At 54.4% G+C, this 18746-nt stretch carries 13 protein-coding genes; 10 read left to right on the top strand and 3 right to left on the bottom strand.

All coding sequences use genetic code 11. From position 1 onward, the window contains the following. Positions 1 to 62: 62 nt before the first annotated feature. From CWO84_RS21565 to bfr, 10 genes are all read left to right on the top strand, one after another. Positions 63 to 2093: a TonB-dependent receptor gene (locus CWO84_RS21565; RefSeq protein ID WP_101055157.1), complete on the top strand. Its 2031-nt coding sequence runs from the start codon at positions 63 to 65 to the stop codon at positions 2091 to 2093. An 80-nt stretch (positions 2094 to 2173) separates the two neighbouring features. After that, positions 2174 to 3391, top strand: a complete 1218-nt coding sequence (gene zigA, locus CWO84_RS21560; RefSeq protein ID WP_101055731.1) for a zinc metallochaperone GTPase ZigA — start codon at positions 2174 to 2176, stop codon at positions 3389 to 3391. Further along, complete coding sequence (locus CWO84_RS21555; protein ID WP_101055155.1) at positions 3384 to 3629, top strand: hypothetical protein; 246 nt, start codon at positions 3384 to 3386, stop codon at positions 3627 to 3629. The genes zigA and CWO84_RS21555 overlap by 8 nt, the downstream gene beginning before the upstream one ends. Next, complete coding sequence (locus tag CWO84_RS21550; protein ID WP_101055153.1) at positions 3626 to 4411, top strand: ZIP family metal transporter; 786 nt, start codon at positions 3626 to 3628, stop codon at positions 4409 to 4411. Before CWO84_RS21555 ends, CWO84_RS21550 begins: the two co-directional genes overlap by 4 nt. Positions 4412 to 4420: 9 nt before the next feature. Beyond that, positions 4421 to 5137 carry a DUF1826 domain-containing protein gene (locus tag CWO84_RS21545; RefSeq protein ID WP_205800439.1) on the top strand — a complete coding sequence of 239 codons (717 nt, stop codon included), beginning with the start codon at positions 4421 to 4423 and terminating at the stop codon, positions 5135 to 5137. Positions 5138 to 5147: 10 nt separating this feature from the next. Next, positions 5148 to 6833 carry a formylmethanofuran dehydrogenase subunit A gene (locus tag CWO84_RS21540; protein WP_101055151.1) on the top strand — a complete coding sequence of 562 codons (1686 nt, stop codon included), beginning with the start codon at positions 5148 to 5150 and terminating at the stop codon, positions 6831 to 6833. 43 nt (positions 6834 to 6876) lie between these two features. Continuing rightward, positions 6877 to 7665: a GTP cyclohydrolase FolE2 gene (gene folE2, locus CWO84_RS21535; protein ID WP_051669645.1), complete on the top strand. Its 789-nt coding sequence runs from the start codon at positions 6877 to 6879 to the stop codon at positions 7663 to 7665. A 10-nt stretch (positions 7666 to 7675) separates the two neighbouring features. Further along, the gene (locus tag CWO84_RS21530) at positions 7676 to 8671 is read left to right on the top strand and encodes a GTP-binding protein (protein WP_101055149.1); all 996 of its coding nucleotides are present in this window, start codon (positions 7676 to 7678) and stop codon (positions 8669 to 8671) included. A 189-nt stretch (positions 8672 to 8860) separates the two neighbouring features. Further along, on the top strand, positions 8861 to 9835 hold the full coding sequence (locus tag CWO84_RS21525) for a GTP-binding protein (protein WP_165786402.1): 975 nt from the start codon (positions 8861 to 8863) through the stop codon (positions 9833 to 9835). 134 nt (positions 9836 to 9969) lie between these two features. Continuing rightward, complete coding sequence (gene bfr, locus CWO84_RS21520; protein ID WP_101055145.1) at positions 9970 to 10440, top strand: bacterioferritin; 471 nt, start codon at positions 9970 to 9972, stop codon at positions 10438 to 10440. 113 nt (positions 10441 to 10553) lie between these two features. Here the strand turns inward: bfr and CWO84_RS21515 are convergent, their stop codons facing one another. Genes CWO84_RS21515 through CWO84_RS21505 form a run of 3 tightly spaced genes read right to left on the bottom strand, consistent with a single transcriptional unit; the run spans position 10554 to position 18731 of the window. Beyond that, a complete protein-coding gene (locus tag CWO84_RS21515; RefSeq protein WP_101055143.1) occupies positions 10554 to 13712 on the bottom strand; it encodes a response regulator in 3159 nt (1052 codons plus the stop codon). A gap of 52 nt (positions 13713 to 13764) precedes the next feature. Continuing rightward, positions 13765 to 16413 (bottom strand): PAS domain S-box protein, encoded by a 2649-nt coding sequence (locus tag CWO84_RS21510; RefSeq protein WP_101055141.1) that lies wholly within the window; start codon positions 16411 to 16413, stop codon positions 13765 to 13767. Next, positions 16410 to 18731: a PAS domain S-box protein gene (locus tag CWO84_RS21505; RefSeq protein WP_101055139.1), complete on the bottom strand. Its 2322-nt coding sequence runs from the start codon at positions 18729 to 18731 to the stop codon at positions 16410 to 16412. Before CWO84_RS21505 ends, CWO84_RS21510 begins: the two co-directional genes overlap by 4 nt. Positions 18732 to 18746: the final 15 nt, after the last annotated feature.

Genomic DNA, 18746 nt, shown 5'->3' with positions numbered 1-18746 from the left:
TGCATTCATGTGCGTTACAATATAACATCTTTGCCCATCTTTACTGACAGCTTGTCTTACTCATGAAAAAAACCGCTGCCCTAATTTTAATGTTGCCATCGCCGGTTTTGCTGGCCGAAGAACTTGCGATTCAAGCACTAGACGAAATCATCGTCACGGCACCGCTGCAAGATAAAAAATCGGACAGTCCGGTACCGGTCACCGTGTTGAGCGACGACGATTTACGTATGAAGACCGGCCACAGCATCGGCGATACCTTAAAAAACGAATTGGGTATCAGCAGCCAATCTTTCGGCCCCGGCGTCGGCACCCCGGTGATACGCGGCCAGGCCGGCCCGAGGGTGAGAGTCTTGAGCAACGGTATCGGCAGCAATGATGTCTCGGCGATCAGCCCTGACCACGCCACCAGCGTCGAACCGCTGCTGGCGGAGCGCATCGAAGTCCTGCGCGGCCCGGCCACCCTACTCTACGGTAGCGGCGCGATGGGCGGCGTGGTTAACGTCATCGACAACCGTATCCCCGGTCGCCAGTTCGACAAGCTGGTAGGTGCGGCGCTCGAACAACGCTTCGATTCCACTTCCGATGAAACCAGCACCACGATGAAAGTCGAGGGCGGCAAGGACAACATTGCCTACCACCTGGACGGTTTTTACCGCCACCGCAACAATCTGGACATTGGCGGCAGCGGCATAGACACCGCTAAAGTGGCCATCACCGATCCCAGCTTGGCGATTGTCGACAACCCCAAAGGCTATCTAAACAACACCGGCGCCGAAGCGATCAGCGGCTCGGCCGGTTTATCTTGGATCGGCGCGCCCGGCTTTGCCGGCGTATCCATCAATAATATAAATAACAACTACGCCATCGCTCCGGACGGCACCGGCGACGAAACCGTCAGCATCGCGATGCGGCAAACCAAATACGACTTTAAGAGCGAATTGAACAACCCGTTCCGCTTCGCGAAAAGTCTACGCACCCGGCTGGGTTACACCGATTACCAACACACCGAAATTGCCAACGGCGAGCCCGGCGCCTATTACACCAACCAGTCTTACGAAGGCCGCATGGAAATGGCTCACCAGGACCTGGGACCGTTGCGCGGCGTGGTGGGTTTTCAAGCCCAAGCCAGCGACTTTAATGCGATCGAAAAACTCACCGGCGCCAGCATCGTCCCGCGTTCGGACATCAGCAGTTACGGTGTATTCGCCGTGGAATCGTTCGATATTGGCGCGGTGACCTATCAACTAGGCACCCGCGTCGAACAAACCGATATTCGCCCGGACGGTTTCGCCAATCTCAGCTACACCCCGGTCAGTGCTTCGGCATCCGCGGTATGGAAACTGGATAATCGCAACAGCCTGAATCTGGCAGTCACGCGCTCCTCGCGCGCCCCGCAAGTCCAGGAACTACTATCCGACGGCTACCATGATGCCACTCGCAGTTACGACAGAGGCGATCTGGGTTTAAGAGAAGAAACCTCCTACAACCTGGATCTGGGTTACCGCTTCAAAACCGACTGGTTGCGTGCCGAATTTGACTTATTCCACAACTGGGCCAGCGATTATATTTTTCAGCAACGCAGCGGCGAATTCGTCGATCAAGACGGCAATCCCTGCGTGGCGGATTGCGTGCCTTTGGTTACCAGCGGACAACACGACGCCATCTTCAAAGGCTATGAAGCCAAACTGATTATGCCCATGATGGAAAACCAGGTCGGCTTATTAGAGATGACCTTATTCAGCGACTACACCCGCGGCGAATTTCTAAACGGCAGCGACGTACCGCGCATGCCGCCTTTGCGCTACGGCCTACAACTGGATTTCAACCGGGACAAATTATCCACCTATTTGCGCTTTACCCGAGCCGAATCTCAGCCCCATGCCGGCGATTTCGAAACTTCCACCGCGGGCTATTTCTTGCTGAATGTCGGCGCCAACTATCAGGTCCGGGCCTATAAAGACGCCAAACTGATGGTGTTCGCCAAAGGTAACAACTTGCTGGATCAAAACATCCGCAACTCGACATCTTACTTGCGAAACTTTGCCCCGGAAGCCGGACGCGGCGCGGAAGTCGGCTTTAGAGTCAGTTATTAAAACGCTGAAACCGGCGCTGTTTTTTTCGACAGCGCCTTTTTTTGGCCAAGCAAAAGCTACAATATATCATCCAAAACACCATGACCCTCGCATCCGCACCAGCCAAACAACTCCCTGTCACCGTACTGTCCGGCTTCCTGGGTGCGGGTAAAACCACCTTGTTGAACCACATCCTCAACAATCGGGAGAATTTAAGAGTGGCCGTAATTGTCAACGACATGAGCGAGGTGAATATCGATGCGGCAACGGTCAAAAACCAAGTACAACTGAATCATGGCCAGGAAAAACTGGTCGAAATGAGCAACGGGTGCATTTGCTGCACGCTACGCGAGGACTTGCTGATCGAGGTCGGCAACTTGGCCAAGGATGGCCGCTTTGATTACTTGGTAATCGAATCCACCGGCATTGCCGAGCCTTTGCCGATTGCGGAAACCTTCACGTTTCGCGACGAACAGGGATTGAGTTTATCGGACATTGCCCGCCTGGATACGTTGGTGACCGTGGTGGACGCGGTCAACTTTATGCGCAATTACCTGGAAGCCTTGAGTTTAAAAGAAACCGGCGAATCACTCGGCGAAGACGACGCACGTAACGTCGCCGATTTGCTGGTCGATCAAATTGAATTTGCCAACGTCATTCTGATTTCCAAAATTGATCTGATCGCCAGCGACGAGCTTATCAACCTAAAAGCGGTGTTACACAGCCTCAACCCCGATGCGGAAATCCTCCCTATCGTGATGGGTCAGGTCGATTTAAGCAAAGTACTCGACACCGGCTTGTTCGATTTCGAAAAAGCCGAGCAAGCCCCAGGCTGGTTAAAAGAATTGCGTGGCGAACATAAACCGGAGACCGAGGAATACGGCATAAGCAGCTTCGTTTACACCGCCCGGCGCCCCTTTCATCCGCAGCGTTTCTATGATCATCTGCACCACGGCGATTGGGATAACGGCACCTTGTTGCGTTCCAAAGGTTTTTTTTGGTTGGCATCGCGCCCTGATCACGCCGGCAGCTGGTCACAAGCGGGCGGCGTGATGCACCATGGTTTGGCGGGTCGCTGGTGGGCGACAGTACCGCGCCAGGAATGGCCGCAAGACTATCTGCCGGATATCCAGTCGCAATGGGCCGAACCCTACGGCGACTGCCGCCAAGAACTGGTGTTTATCGGTCAAAACCTCAATGCCGACCAATTGCGCCGCGAATTGGACGAGTGCCTGTTAACCGACGCCGAACTGGCAGCCGGCCCGGCAGTTTGGCGACACTATCAAGATGAATTTCCGCAGTGGTTTGCCGATGGCTAGCATCGACAGCTATCTGCATATCATCGGCATTGCATTGTTGCTTATTCTGGCCATTGTCTTGCCCTTGATTGACAGACCGCCCACCAAACGCGTGCTATCAAAACTCTTTTTAAGTGTGTTGGGGTTCATGCTGGCGCATTTCGCCACCCATGCCTTGCCGAACAAATTAGCCGGATTTATTTACAGTTCTCAGCACGAATACCACTCGCTCAAAGCCAAAACACCCCATCGCACATGACTATCGCTATCAGCACTATGGCCGGCGCCATCGCGGCCTGTCTCGCCGTCAGCCTTTGCTCGTTGTCCAGCTTATTTGCATTGTGGTTGAAACCCGACGTCTTGAATCGGGTAGTGCCCTATCTGGTCGCACTAGCAGTCGGAGTACTCTTAGGTGACGCTTTCATTCATTTGATACCCGATGCCATAGACCGCCACGGCAGCGTCAGCGACGTCTGCCTGACGGTGTTGATTGGTGTATTCGGCTTCTTTGTGTTGGAAAAACTGGTGCGCTGGCGGCACGATCATAACGTCGACACCACGCCAACGGGCGGAGAGATTATGCCATTGGCTAAAATGAATCTGATCGGCGATGCCATGCACAACTTTGTTGACGGCATCTTGATCGCCGGCAGTTTTCTGGCCGATCCGGCACTGGGATTGACCACCACCTTGGCCATTATCGCCCACGAAGTCCCGCAGGAACTCGGAGATGTTGGCGCCCTGCTGCGCGGCGGCTATGCACCCAAGCAAGCCGTACTCTACAACTTTTATTGCTCGCTAACCGTTTTGCCGGGAGCGATTTTTACCTTTTTACTCAGCCAGTTAGCCGAATCTTCCTTGTCGCTACTGTTACCCATCGCTGCCGGCGGTTTTATTTATATCGCCGCCTCCGATCTGATTCCGGTATTACACGAACCTTGCAGTTTTCCCAGCCTGAGCGGACAAACCGCCGCGTTTGGTTTCGGCATCGTGTTTATGCAATTCATCGTATTTTTCGAACAGTTCCTGATCGCTAGTTAAGGAGTTTTTGTGTTTGCCCGCATACCCTTTCGTCAATCATCCCTGTCGCCGTTAGCCGGCCCCACATCCTTCCAGCCCGTTTCGTATCGGCCATCGACCCGCACCGTCGTCTCCACAAACTTTGTGGATTTGACGCGCATCTACGAGGACGAGGTGAACTTTTGCTTAATAGAACGACCATTGCCGGCCACCATTGAAGGCTTTATCTATCAAGCCTTGAAGCTATTCGGCCCCTTGGAACTCAGTCAGCCCGTCAATCCATCTGATTTTAACTATACAAACCTGTGGCCGCAAGCCAGCCAACTCGATGGCTATGACACATGGCTGGCAGACATCGAACTATTGACGACGGCGTTCTGCGAGCTATTCGAACTCAAGCAAGCCGGCTTGCGCCTAAGGACCTTGAAAATCGCCATGTGTCCGCGATTTCACGTGGATAGAGTGCCTGCGCGGATGATTTGTAGTTACGGCGGCATCGGCACCGAATGGCTACCGGAATATGCGCTGGATCGACGAAAACTGGGGATGGGCAGTGGCGGCCTGGATGATGCGCAGTCCGGTTTGATCGCCGACCAAACGGCGATTCGGCGGATGCCCGCCTATGCCGTGGGCCTGATGAAAGGCGAAGCCTGGGAAGGTAACGAAGGCCAGGGTTTTGTGCATCGATCACCTACGCCAACGGCGGTGCAGCCGCGGCGCTTGGTACTGACGTTGGATATGCTGTGAGGGCGCGGCATTGCTGATCAAATTAGCAGGCGGACACCTCTACGATCCCGCACAAAACCGGCAAGGTGAATCGCACGATCTATTTATCCGTGATGGCGTAATCACAGCCGACCCGGGCCCCGACGCCAAGTTCGATCAGGTATACGACGTATCCGGCCAGATTGTCATGGCCGGCGCGGTGGATATTCACAGCCATATTGCCGGCGGCAACGTCAACACCGCACGCCTGTTGTTGCCTGAACAACACCGTAATCACATGGAACGGCGCTTGCGTCATCCCTTCAGCACGGCGAAATGGTCGACCACCGACACCGGCTACCGCTACGCGCGCATGGGCTACACCACGGTGGTCGAACCGGCCATGTTACCGGTCAATGCCTTGGACGTGCATTTGCAGATGGCCGATATTCCCATTATGGATACGGCCGCCCTGGCTATTCTGGGTAACGACGACTTGTTGTTGCGACTGATACGAGCCAAAGCCAGCCAAAACCAAATCAACGACTACGTAGCCTGGACTTTAAACGCTACCCGCGCGCTGGGCTTGAAAGTCATCAACGCCGGTGGTGCCAACGCCTTTAAAAGCAATGCCCGCCAATTCGCTTTGGATGACATTGTCCCCGACTACGGCGTCAGCTCCCGGCAAATTCTGCAAACCTTGCAAACTGCCGTATGCCAACTAGGCGTGCCACACCCGGTACATGTGCATTGCAACAACTTGGGTATTCCAGGAAATATCGAAACCATCATAGACACCATGGCAGCCGCGCAAGGACTGCCTATGCATCTAGCCCACGTCCAGTTCTACGCCTACGGCAAGGACGGCAGCAAGGGCTTTTCCTCTGCAGCCGCGCAACTTCTGGAAGCGTTCAACCGCCATCCGAATATCACCATGGATGTCGGCCAGGTGCTGTTCGGCCAGACCGTGACCATTTCCGGCGATGTCATCGCTCAATACAGCCGCCACGCGGATGCCAGCCCCAATAAATGGGTAATGTGGGACGCCGAGTGTGAAGGTTCCGGCGGCGTGGTGCCTTACCGATACCGGGAAGCCAGTTTCGTCAACACCTTGCAATGGGCCATCGGCTTGGAGCTGTTTTTGCTTGCAGAAGCCCCGGAGCGTTTATTCTTTACCACCGACCACCCGAACGGCGCACCGTTTACCGCCTACCCAGAATTGATTCGACTGTTGATGGACGCCGATTACCGCCAGGCCTATATGGCAGGCTTAAATCAAGAAGCGCTGGCGATGACCTTATTGCCCAACCTCAAGCGCGAATTTACCTTAAACGAAATTGCAACCATGACCCGCAGTGCTGCCGCAAAGCTATTGGGCTTGCATGATCGCGGTCATCTGGCGCCGGGGGCAATAGCCGACATTGCCGTCTACGACCCGGCGGGTATTGGCAGGTGCGATCCGATCACCGGTGCATTTACTACCCATCCCCAAGCAAATATCGCTGCCATGTTCGCCAATGCTGCTCTAATGTTTAAACACGGTGAACTAGTGGTGCAAAACGGCGTGGTCGTGGCGCGGCCAAGCGGCCGAGCTCAAATGCTGCAACCCAATTACGATGCCCGCATCACGCGGACGGTGCAAGATCATTTCAACCGGTTCTACAGTTTGAAACTTAACAATTTCGCCATCAACGATGCCGACTTCGCAGAACGCCCCCGGTTTAGGGTGCACCGCTGATAAGCGGACGAACACAAAAATCCTGAATAATTCACGTAAACTCATGCTCCCTATCGAAGACATTCAAGGCCGCCCTGACACACGGCGCATTGCCATCGACAAAGTCGGCATCAAAGACATTCTGCACCCGATCCGGGTCAAAGAGAAAAGTGGCGGCGAACAGCGCACCGTTGCGCACTTTGCGATGTACGTCAATTTGCCGCACGACTTCAAAGGCACCCATATGTCCCGTTTTGTGGAAATCTTGAACGATCACGACCGGGAAATCAGCATTGCCTCATTTCCGGCGATGCTGCAGGACATGCTCGCCAAATTGGAGGCCGAATCCGGGTATATCGAGATGCGTTTTCCCTACTTCATCGATAAAGCAGCGCCGGTCAGTGGCGTCCGCAGCTTAATGGACTATCAAGTCAGTTTTATTGGCGAAATCGATAACGCCGGCTGTCGCATCAAAGTGAAGGTGATTGTGCCGGTCACCAGTCTGTGCCCGTGCTCCAAGGAAATTTCCGAACGCGGCGCGCATAATCAACGCTCCCACGTCAGCGTGACGGTGGAGGCCCAGGCCTTTATCTGGCTGGAAGAACTCATCACCTTGGTCGAAGCGGAAGCCTCCTCGCAAATCTATGGCCTGTTGAAGCGCCCGGACGAAAAATACGTCACCGAATACGCCTACGACCACCCCAAATTTGTCGAAGACATGGTGCGCGATGTAGCCGCCCGCTTGAACGCAGAGCCACGGATCATCAGTTACAGCGTCGAATCGGAAAACTTCGAGTCTATCCATAATCACTCAGCTTATGCACTGATACAGCGTGTCAATTCCCCATCCTGACGGAGGCCCTATGAACGCCAACCTCAAAACTAACAGCGCCGTGCCCGTGACCATTCTCACCGGCTTTCTCGGCGCCGGCAAAACCACTTTGTTGAACCGGATTCTCAGTGAAGACCACGGCAAACGGATTGCGGTGATCGAAAACGAATTCGGCGAAGCCGGTATCGACAACGAACTTTTAGTGCAAGCCGACGAACAAATCGTCACCATGAATAACGGCTGTATTTGTTGCACCGTGCGCGGCGACTTGGTGCGTATTCTCGGCGAACTCAGCGACGGCCGCGAATCCGGAGAACTCCAATTTGAACGAGTGATCATCGAAACCACCGGTTTGGCCGACCCGGCTCCGGTTGCCCAAACCTTTTTCGTCGACGAAAACATTGCCGAAAACTACCAGCTGGACGCCATCATCACCGTCGTCGATGCCGTGCACGCCCACCACCAGCTAGCCGAACACCACGAAGCGCAAGAGCAAGTCGGCTTTGCTGATCGGATTCTCCTATCGAAAACCGACCTCCAAGAACCGGAAATTGTTTTAGACCTGGAAACCCGCCTCCGAGCTATGAACCCCAGAGCGCCAATCAAACACGTGCATTTCGGCCAAACCGAACTGCGCGATATTCTGGATATTGACGGTTTTAACCTGGATGACATTTTGAAAATCGAACCGGATTTTCTGGAAGACGTCAGCCATGAGCACGAAGACGACATCCGTGCCTTGGTCTACCAAACCGACCAGCCTCTGGATGCCGCGCGGATTCTGGCATTCCTGAACATCATGATCCGCGACTACGGCAACGACTTGCTCCGCTACAAGGGCATTCTTAACATCGCCGGCTGCGAACAAAAAGTGATTTATCAAGGTGTGCATATGCTGATGACCGAGACTTTCGGCAACCCTTGGCAAGCCGATGAAGCACGGGAATCGAGTATGGTGTTTATCGGTCGCAACTTACCCAAGGAGGATATGCTGGAGGCCTTGGCTTCTTGCCGGGTAGGCGTTTAGACAAAATCGCTGAATGGGTTTTTGGGCACTGGACAGCAGGCCAGTCACCAGTTGTCGTTGACGTTCCGGTTCAAAAAACAGGCATAATTCGCCTTTACAGATAACCGGTCCGAATAGGTAAATTAAATTTGTATTCGCTTGGACCTCGTAATCACAGCTTTTCATGAAGAAAGCGGCGACCACTTGAAAATGCCCCATCCAGACAAAATCCCTGTTTTTGTGCTCACCGGCTTCCTCGGCAGCGGCAAAACCACCTTGTTGAATCGATTTTTGGCTGACGGGGTAAAGACCGCTGTGGTGATAAACGAGTTCGGCGAAATACCGGTCGATCAGGATTTGTTGGCAAACCAAAATCTGCCGCTGACCGTGCTGTCCGGCGGGTGTCTATGCTGCAAGGTCAAAGGCGCGCTGGCGCCCACGTTAAAAAACCTGTGGATGGCCTGGGAGCAAGCGGCAAGCAAGCCTTTCGCACGCATGATTATAGAAGCCAGCGGCGTCGCCAGCCCGGAACCGATTCTGGATACTCTGTTGCGCGAGCGCTGGCTGGCTGGCCGTTATCATTTGCAAAACGTCATCACCACCTTGGCTATACCCTCTGCTGCAGCACAGCTGGACAGTTTTGCCGAAGCGCGGGCGCAGGTGGCTTGGGCCGATACCTTATTGCTGACCCACGCCGACGTAAGCAATGCCGACCAGCAAGCCGCGTTGGTAACCCGCTTGCAAGTTTTGGCGCCGGCCACACCCAGACTGACGACAGGAGACTTTCACGCGCTTAGCCTGCTGACTAAAGCCGGCCCAAGCTTGCGCCGCTTGCCTCCTGCCGGCCCGTTACCGGTACATAACTTTCGCAGTATCTCGCTGCATCTGGAACAAATTCTGCCCTGGCAGCACCTGCAACCCCTCCTCCAAGAGCTGCTTAACCGCCACCCACAAGACTTATTGCGCATCAAAGGCGTGGTTTATCTTGCCGAACAAACCGAACCGATGGTGATTCAGGCAGCCGGCACTCGACTGTACCTGCCTACCCCATTAACCGCCAGAACAAGCGACGACGGCCGCAGCCGGCTGGTATTCATCGTTAATGGCGAGCCAACGGCACTTGCTGCCGATCTAAACAAGGCTTTTGTTCCACTGCTTAGCAGGAACGCTATCAAACTGCATTAACTTATTAAGCCGAAGGGTGTTTTTAAGTATCGGGGTGATAATGGCCCAGCGGGAATCCACGCAAACCCAGTATCCAGCAGCATTTTGTATTACCATAGCAAAGGGCATTAGCAAATTTATCCGGGAGGCGGCATATGCAAGGCGACAAACAAGTCATAGCTCACTTAAACGAATTGCTGGCAGGCGAACTGACCGCAATAGACCAGTATTTTATTCATTCCAGGATGTATGAAAACTGGGGCTTCAGCAAATTATACGAACGCATCAATCACGAGGTTCAAGACGAAACCAACCATGCGGATGCCTTGATCAAGCGAATTTTGTTTCTGGAAGGCACGCCGGATTTATCCAAACGCGAACCGCTGGCAGTCGGCACCAACGTGCCGGAGATGCTGAAAAACGATCTGGCGGTGGAATACAAAGTGGTTGCGGATTTGCGCAAAGTCATCGCCTATTGCGAAACCGTGCGCGATTACCAAACCCGAGAAATTCTGGAAGTGATGCTGGACGACACCGAGGAAGATCATGCACACTGGCTGGAAAAACAATTGAGCTTGATCGACATGATTGGTTTGCCAAATTATCTGCAATCGCAAATATCCTGACTCGGCACTTTGCACAGCAATAGCCGCGGTCGCTTTTAGTGACTGCGGCTTTTTTATGCCAGCCGCTACCGATTGACAGCCCATAGTTTTAAAACCTCACTCAGCTTACAGCCTTACAAATCCGCAGCTTGTAAAAGCAATAAAGCGGCTTGATAGTCGAACGCTTCGATTTTTCTGGCAAAATCCGGATATGCAACCCCCAATTTTGACCGCAGCAACACGGCGTATTCCCGCGCCAAACGGCTGGCTTGCGCATCGCCAATTGCCAAAAGACTTGCCAGCGCGGCTACGACTTGGCGCATATTTTCCGCGTCGATAATTTCCTCATCCGCGTCGCTGCTTGCCGGTTGAGAAGGTAAATCCAGAATAGCGCGAACCAAATGCGTCAATTCGCTATCGCACAACGCCGCCAACTCCATGCAGACCGCCAAATCGCTGCTTTCGGTTATCGCCCGGTCCAATTTAGCCGCCAAATCGGCAACCTGTTTGGCACCCAGCGTGCCGGCAACGCCTTTTAAGCAGTGACTGATGCGTTTTGCTTCGGCGGATTTGCCATCAACCAAGTAGGCCTGAACTTGTTTCAAGTCTTCATTGTGGGCATCGGCAAACATACTCAACAATCGTTGATATTTATCCACGTCGCCCTTCACTACAGCCAGGCCTTGCTTGGTGTCCAAGCCGCTGATGGCCAGCAAAGCCGGCGGCAGCGTATCGTCCGATGCCCCTGTTTTTGCCGAAAAGCGCCCTGCCTCCGCTTTATCGGGCCTCAGGGGACGCGGATCAGAACGCGGTGCCAACCAGCGCAACAAGGCCGCGTAAAGATCTTCCGGAATCACCGGTTTAGCGACAAAATCGTTCATACCCGCAGCGAGCGAAACATGCCGGTCTTCCTCGAACGCAGCGGCGGTCATGGCCAAAATCGGCAAGCCGGCAAAACTCGGCTGCGCACGTATCGCCCGCGTCGCCTCCAGACCGTCCATTTCCGGCATCTGTACATCCATCAACACCAGATCGTAGGCGTTCTCGCCGATTTTTTCGAGAGCGATTCGCCCGTTCTCGGCGGTATCCACTGCCAAACCCACGCCATGCAACAACTCCAGCGCCACTTCCCGATTGATCGGATTATCTTCCACTAAAAGCAAACGCGCGCCGGCGTAATCTCGGCGTAACGCCATTTCCGCGTCGACGGGCTTTTCACTGGGGTGTAAAGGCATGACGCCGTGCCCGCGTTGAACCAGGGCGGTAAACCAAAAGCAACTGCCTTCACCCAATACGCTATCGACGCCGGCATCGCCGCCCATCATATTCGCCAGGCGGCGGGTAATCGCCAATCCCAAGCCTGTCCCGCCATATTTGCGGGTGGTCGACACATCGGCCTGGGTGAAAGCCTGAAATAAACCGGCTTGTTGCTCCGCTTCGATACCGATTCCGGAATCGTTCACCTCGAAGCGCAGCAGCAAGCCCGCGGCGGTTTCCTCCTGCACCATCGCCCGCAACCGGATCGAACCGCGTTCGGTAAACTTCACGGCATTGGTGGCGTAGTTGAGCATGGCTTGGCGCAGACGCATCGGATCCCCGCGCAGCCATTGCGGAACGCCCTGCCCATCCACCTCTATGCTCAAGGCTTTGGCCCGCGCCTGATCGGCGATAATGGAACGAATGTGGTCCAATACCGCCGCCAGGGAAAAATCGGTTTGCTCCAGCTCCAGCCGGCCGGCTTCGATCTTCGATAAATCCAGCACGTCGTTAATAATCGACAATAGATGTTGGGCGGCGCTATCGATTTTGTCCAAACGCTCGCTTTGTTCCGGATTGGGACTGCTTTGCCGCAGCAAATAAGTCAAGCCGATGATGGCATTCATGGGGGTACGAATCTCGTGACTCATATTGGCCAAAAAGGCGCTCTTGGCTTGATTGGCGGCATCGGCCAACAGTTTCGCCGCTTCCAGTTCAGCCGTGCGGCTGGTCACTAAATCTTCCAGGTGGTGCCGATACTGATCAAGCTCCAGCGCCACACGTTTCTTCTCGGTGATGTCTTCCTGTACCGCAACAAAATGGGTTACGCTGCCGTCGGCCTGACGGATTGGCACGATAATGGCAAATTCCACATACTCGCTACCGTCCTTGCGTTTATTGATAAATTCGCCTTTCCAGGTCTGACCACAGCCCAGTGCGGTCCACAACGCCCGATAATTTTCCGGCGGGGTTTTTTTCGATTGCAATATACGCGGATTACGGCCGATGACCTCGTCGCGCCGGTAGCCGCTCACCTGCAAAAACGCCTCATTAACGTATTCGATATCGCCATTCAGGTTGGTGATGATAATACTGGCCGGGCTTTGTTCCACCGCCTGCGCCAACTTACGCAGTTGCTGTTCGGTTTGTTTGCGCTCACTAATATCCAGATTGACCCCAAACAGCATGATCGGTTTACCTGCAGCATCGTATTGCGCCCGGCCCTTGCTGCTCAGCCATCGCGTTTCGCCGGTTGGCAAAATATAGCGAAACTCCACCTCGAACGCCTCGCCACGCAAAATGCGGCTTTCCCACTGCGCATCAATCAAATGCTGGTCGTCCGGATGCACTCTTGCGCGCCAGTCGGCGTTAAACCGCACACTGCCGGGTTCCAAGCCATATAGCCGCTCGCATTCCGGCGACCAATAACCGCGATCATTGACAATATCCCAATCCCAAATCCCGACATGCGCCCCCTCCTGCGCCAGCATTAAACGCCGTTCGCTCGCGCGCAAGGCTTCCGCGGCATCTTCCGCGCGCTGGCGGGCCGCGATGGCATCTTCCATCAAATTTAAGGCCGCCAGTTGCGCCTGATGCTGCTCTAACAGCGCTTGCTCCTGGCTTTGCCGCAAGGCCTGCTCCGCGTCACGTCTTATCCTGCGTTGATCGCGTTCCTCGACAGCCCGGCGTATGGAGGGCACCAAGCGGACCGGATTGTCCTTGTACACGAAATCGACCATCCCCAGCCGTAACAACTCCATCGCGACTTCTTCGCCGACGCTGGCGGAGACCAGAATAACCGGCAAATCTTTACTGTGCGTTTGAATGAATTGCAAGGTATCGCGAATATCCATTCCCGGTACCGCGTAATCCGACAGCACCAAATCCCAGTCGTCTTGCAAAGCCAGCGCCAGCGCCGCACGGCTATCTATCCGCCGGCATGCCACGCTTAGGCCGTTCTGCTGCAGGTGGTGCACCAGGGCCAGATAATCAGCCTGTAATTCTTCGATAATCAGCAATTTCAATTCAGGATTCATAGACCCATCACGATCATCATGGCGGCTAAGTAATACGCAAACCGGGCGCGTTTCATCCCGGAACATTCCCAACCGGGTTTGTGCCGGCTTGCTCTATAAACGCCAGCGGATAGGGGCGTTCCTGTCCCAACTGCCCGGACAGCTCGTTGATGGTTTGTTTCAATGCGATCATGTCCATTTCCCTGCCGACCATGGCTCGGTTGAAACGCTGCAGGGCCTCAGTTTGCTCGCGCAGAGCAACCTCGGCGGCTTTGCGCTCGCTAATATCTAAGGCATAGGCCACACGGCTCAGTGATTTGCCGTCGCCGGATTTGATGACGGTAACATCCATCATCACCGGAAAACGGCTGCCGTCTTTGCGTTGATGTTCCGCCTCAAATACCCCATGACAGGTCGAATCCAGAATATTGATCTGCTGTTTGATCTGTTCGACCCAATCGGCCGGATACACCGTCATGACCGGTTTACCGATCAATTCTTCTCGGGCGTAACCACGCTCCTTAGCAAATACCGGATTCACGGCCAAGAACAAATTGCTCTGCGCGTCGGCAATCGCCAATCCGAATTCGGCGTTTTCGAATGCTTGCGCCCAGAGCTTGAGTTCGTTTTCAGTATTTTTACGTTCGGTAATATCGATACAAACCCCAAATACCCTTTGCGCCCGGCCCATATCATCGTAACTGGCTCCGCCCTTGCAATTTAGCCATCTGAAACGCCCCGGCTCCGCTTGCACCCGAAAATCAAAATCAAAAGTCCGATGCGCGGCAACCGCTGAATCTCGAAAATGCTTCAACTCGGCCAAATCGTCGGGATGCACGCGCTGGGAAAAAGCCGAGTAGTCCCCGGAAAAAGCGCCTGGCGCATAACCGAACATCCTCTCAAGTTCCGGAGTCCATTGCACTTTGTCGTTATCAATATGCCAATCCCAGATGCCGATATTGGCAGTACTTTGAGCCAGACGTAAGCGCTCCTCGCTTTCGACCAAGGCCATTTCCGCCAATTTGCGCTCGGTGATATTGGCGTGAGAAACCACCGCGCCGCCTTCCCCAAATCCCAGAGGCGTGACAACCATGGCAAACCAACGTTGCTTCTGCGCGGAATGGCAGGCATATTCATACCTGAAGCGGGGAAGCCGGCCTTCCAGCACCGCCGACAATCCGTTGAATACGGCCTGAGACCCCTGCCGATAAGGACCCGATGCCTGCCGGCAAATCTGCAAATAATTGGTGCCTATGCTGCAAATATCAGCGGATTGCCCGCATGCCAGAGCATCATCCTCGGCAAACTGCTGCCAGGGTCGATTGACGGAGACAATCACACCATCGCGGTTCAGCACGGCGATGTTGGCGCTCACCGAATCCAAAATAGCCCGCTTAAATTCTTCGCTTTCGCGCAGCGACGCATTCGCCGCTTCAAGCGCTTTGCGGGCCGCCAGCGCATCTTCCATCAAATTGAGTGCGGCTAGCCTGGCCTCGCGTTGTTTTTCCAGGGCCGCCCGCTGCGCCTCTTGCAGCGCAAGTTCGGCTTGTTTACGTGGGGTAACATCCTGCACGGTACCATGCAAAGCCACGATATTAGCCTGCTCATCGCGGACCGCCTCGCCGCGGGCCACTAACCAGCGATGCAGTTCGCCATCGTTCTGCAATTCCACCTCGCATTCATAAGGCAAGCCGTCGCTACAAGCCTGAGCTACGGCTGCTTGCAAGCGCTGCCAGCTCTCGGGCTTAAAATACCGCCCAACCTCGTCATAGCCGGCTGGCGGTAAATGAGGGGCTCGGCCGAATAAACTGTATATCTGCTCCGACCACTTCGATTCGCCGGTGCGCAAGTCCCATTCCCAACTGCCCAAGGCGGCCAAACGCTGAGCGACTTTCAAAGCCATCTCGCTTTCATGTAGCGCCAGTAACGCTTGTTCACGCTGCTCTATGTTTTCCATGAGCAAGATAAAACACGCAGGGCTACCATCCGGCTTACGCGCCACGGAAGCGCTTAATCTAATCCAGACAACACTGCCGTTCTTATGAATGAAACGCTTGTCTCCGGAAAAACTATCTATTTCACCTTCACCTGTCGGCATCTGCGACAAATCGCCAAAATCCTCCCAATAAGTAATGTCCGAAAAATTGCTGCTTAGCAATTCTTCCAGGCTATAACCCACAATCTCACAAAACTGGCGGTTAGCCTTCAGCCAACGCCCGTCCGGTGCCAATAAACAAATGCCTATCGCCGCTTGTTCGAACGTAGTCTGAAATAGGGTTTGGCTAACCCGCAGCTGGTCGCGCGCGTCCAGCAATTGTTGCCAGTGCGCATTCTCGCGTTGCCGAGTCCGCAGCAGGAATTCGCTGAGCAGGCTGATTAAAACACCATTGGCAATCAACAACGTCCATTGCACGACATCGTAAGGGCCGGCAATTGCCAAGCTGCGATAGGGAGGCAGCAATTGGAAATCGCTGACCATCGCCGCCATCAATGTCGCCAATAATCCAGGCCCCAAGCCGCCGAACAAGGCGCTCACGATCACCGGAAACAAAAATAACAGCAACATCGGGCGCTCGCCAATGGATGCCGGCAAACACAGGCGAATTGCCAGCGCGGCCAATACCAGGACCACCGCCGACACGTAGGCGAGTCTATGGCTACTCCGGTAACGGGAAGGCACCAACGCGGAAAAATCGCCCAATGGCAACTCGGGGATACTCATAAACGGTCTTCTTCCGCAACCGATGTATCGCCGCCCATTAATCCGTCCGCATTGCTTACTGATATACCGTCCGGTTTGAGAGGGTCCAAGCCGGATTCGGTGTGAACTTCAGCAAAATCATGACCAACAGCACTTTCGGGTTGGGTTGAGAGAAACGCCAATGTATAGGGGGGCTGGCGACCAAGCTGCGCAGACAGCTCATTGACCTGCTGCTTTAAATTAACCATGTCCAGCTCGCGGCCAACCATGGCCCGATTAAATCGCTCCAATTCATCATTCCGCGCTTTTAATTCCGCGGCCTGGAGATTAAGTTGATCTTCGGCGGCTTTGCGGGCGCTGACATCCAGAATAAAACCAATTACCGCCGGCCGGTTTTTATAATCGAAACTGCGGCCATGGACTTCAACATGAATGCAGTGGCCGTTGTGGTGCAAGCCTTCGAAACGGTAGTTAAGGTCTTCAATCTCGCCATCAATCCGTCGGCGCAAATTTTCCAACACCATCTGCCTGTCCTGCGGACAGACCAGATCGGCCACTGTTTTGCCGTCGATAATATCCTCGGTCCGCTGATAGCCGAAGATCCTGGCAAACCCTGGATTCACGTAAACAAAGCGTGCATCTTGAATAATATAAATGCCGGCCAGTGACTGTTCCACCAAACCGCGAAAGCGCGCCTCGCTCTCGCGCAGCTTCAGCTCGGCCTGTTTACGTTCGGTAATGTCCCGCGAGATACCGAACACCCCGATGGTTTTACCGTTTGCATCGCACAGCGGGCCTTTGGTGGTCAAGAAAGTTCTTGATCCGAATTGGGTGTCCAGGGTTTCTTCTTCCGTCAGCGTGATATTTTCCGCCATTACCCGGCGGCTAAACTCTTTCAAGTGCTCGGCCTGATGCGGCGGAAATAGCGCGCCATCGTCCTGGCCGATGACTTCCTCGACCGGCTTGCCGACAAAATTAGCGGCGGCGGTATTAAACAAAATATACCGGCCGTCTAGGTCTTTGGCATAGATCGCGTCCACGGACAAATCGGAGATTGCGGCTAATAAATCAAGCGCCCGCAATCGCTCCGCTTGCGCCTTCTGCACCGCCGTGGCCAAGGCCAGTCTCTGACTTTGCCGCAACAGATAAAAACCGGCGCAGACGATAAAAATGGTCAAACTACCGACACAAACAATCCAGACGACTTTGCTTCTGGCTTTGCTGTAGATTTCGACCTTATCCAACTTAGTCAGTAACAGCCAGTCGGTACCGCTAATCGCCTGTACCAGACCGATGACGGAGACATTACGGTAATCCTTAGCTTCCAGGATGTTGTCGAGACTAACCGGACTTTGCAACGCCTTGCCGGCCAGCAAGTTAGGCGTGTTGAGCGGCAGACGCAGCGAAGCAGCCGCATCCGGGCGAAAACGCAGCGGATTCAGATAGAGAATCTCATCGCCGGCACGCCGAAACAACAAGGTTTCGCCGCTGCCGCTCGCCACAGGCCAACTCTCCAGAACCGGAAACAGCCACTCGCTGAGATCGATATGTAAAATAATCAGCGGCGCCGCTACCGGCTGCGCTGTCAGCGGCACCACCAAATCCAGCAGGACGCGCCCGCTATCATCTCTGTAGGGATTAACTAATTGGATTTGCCGCGATTTGGTCGACAACTCTGTAAGTTTTAGCAGCTCAGGCAACAGCGTGGCGGGAGCTTTCGCGGAACGCCATAAGCATTCGCCATCGGGTCTAAGCAGACTGATAGCCGTGACTCCCCAGCTTTTACGAAATTGCTCCAAACGGCTTTGCAGGCGCTCGGCGCTTTGCAGATCCCCACCAATCTGCCAACGGTGATACAAGTCGACGATAAATTCGCTGGTTTGGATAAAATCCGCGTCGCCGCGCCGTTCAGTCAGCCAGTCGCTGATTTGCCTGGACTTGAAGCCGGCGACCGCCTGAAGCCTGCCGAACTCTTCTTGGGCGTGTTGCTCAATCGTCAGCGCCGCGCTGGCAGCCATCAAAGCCAGGATGGCGACTATCAATAAGCTCAGCGGCAACCAATGGCTACGCGGTACCTGGGGAACGGTTTGCGGTTCGCTGTTTCGACCAAACCAGCGCCGCATCAAACCGTAGAGCAATAAAGAAGTCACCAACACATAAAACCAGCCTTTCAGCATGCTGGCTAGCGTCAGCTGGTCCGGATCTTTGAATACGTGGTGTACCAATTGATCCGATACCAAAATCCAGCTGGCGGCGAAGATGGCGTATACCAGTACGACGGCTAAGACGCTTTTGCGGCTGACCTGCGCTGAGTTTGATGGATCGTTATTCGACTGCATGGGCTTGCAAAGTCT

This window comes from Methylomonas sp. Kb3 (assembly GCF_002834115.1).
In the GTDB taxonomy this organism is placed as follows: domain Bacteria; phylum Pseudomonadota; class Gammaproteobacteria; order Methylococcales; family Methylomonadaceae; genus Methylomonas; species Methylomonas defluvii.
This window is presented reverse-complemented; position numbering and strand designations above follow the sequence as displayed.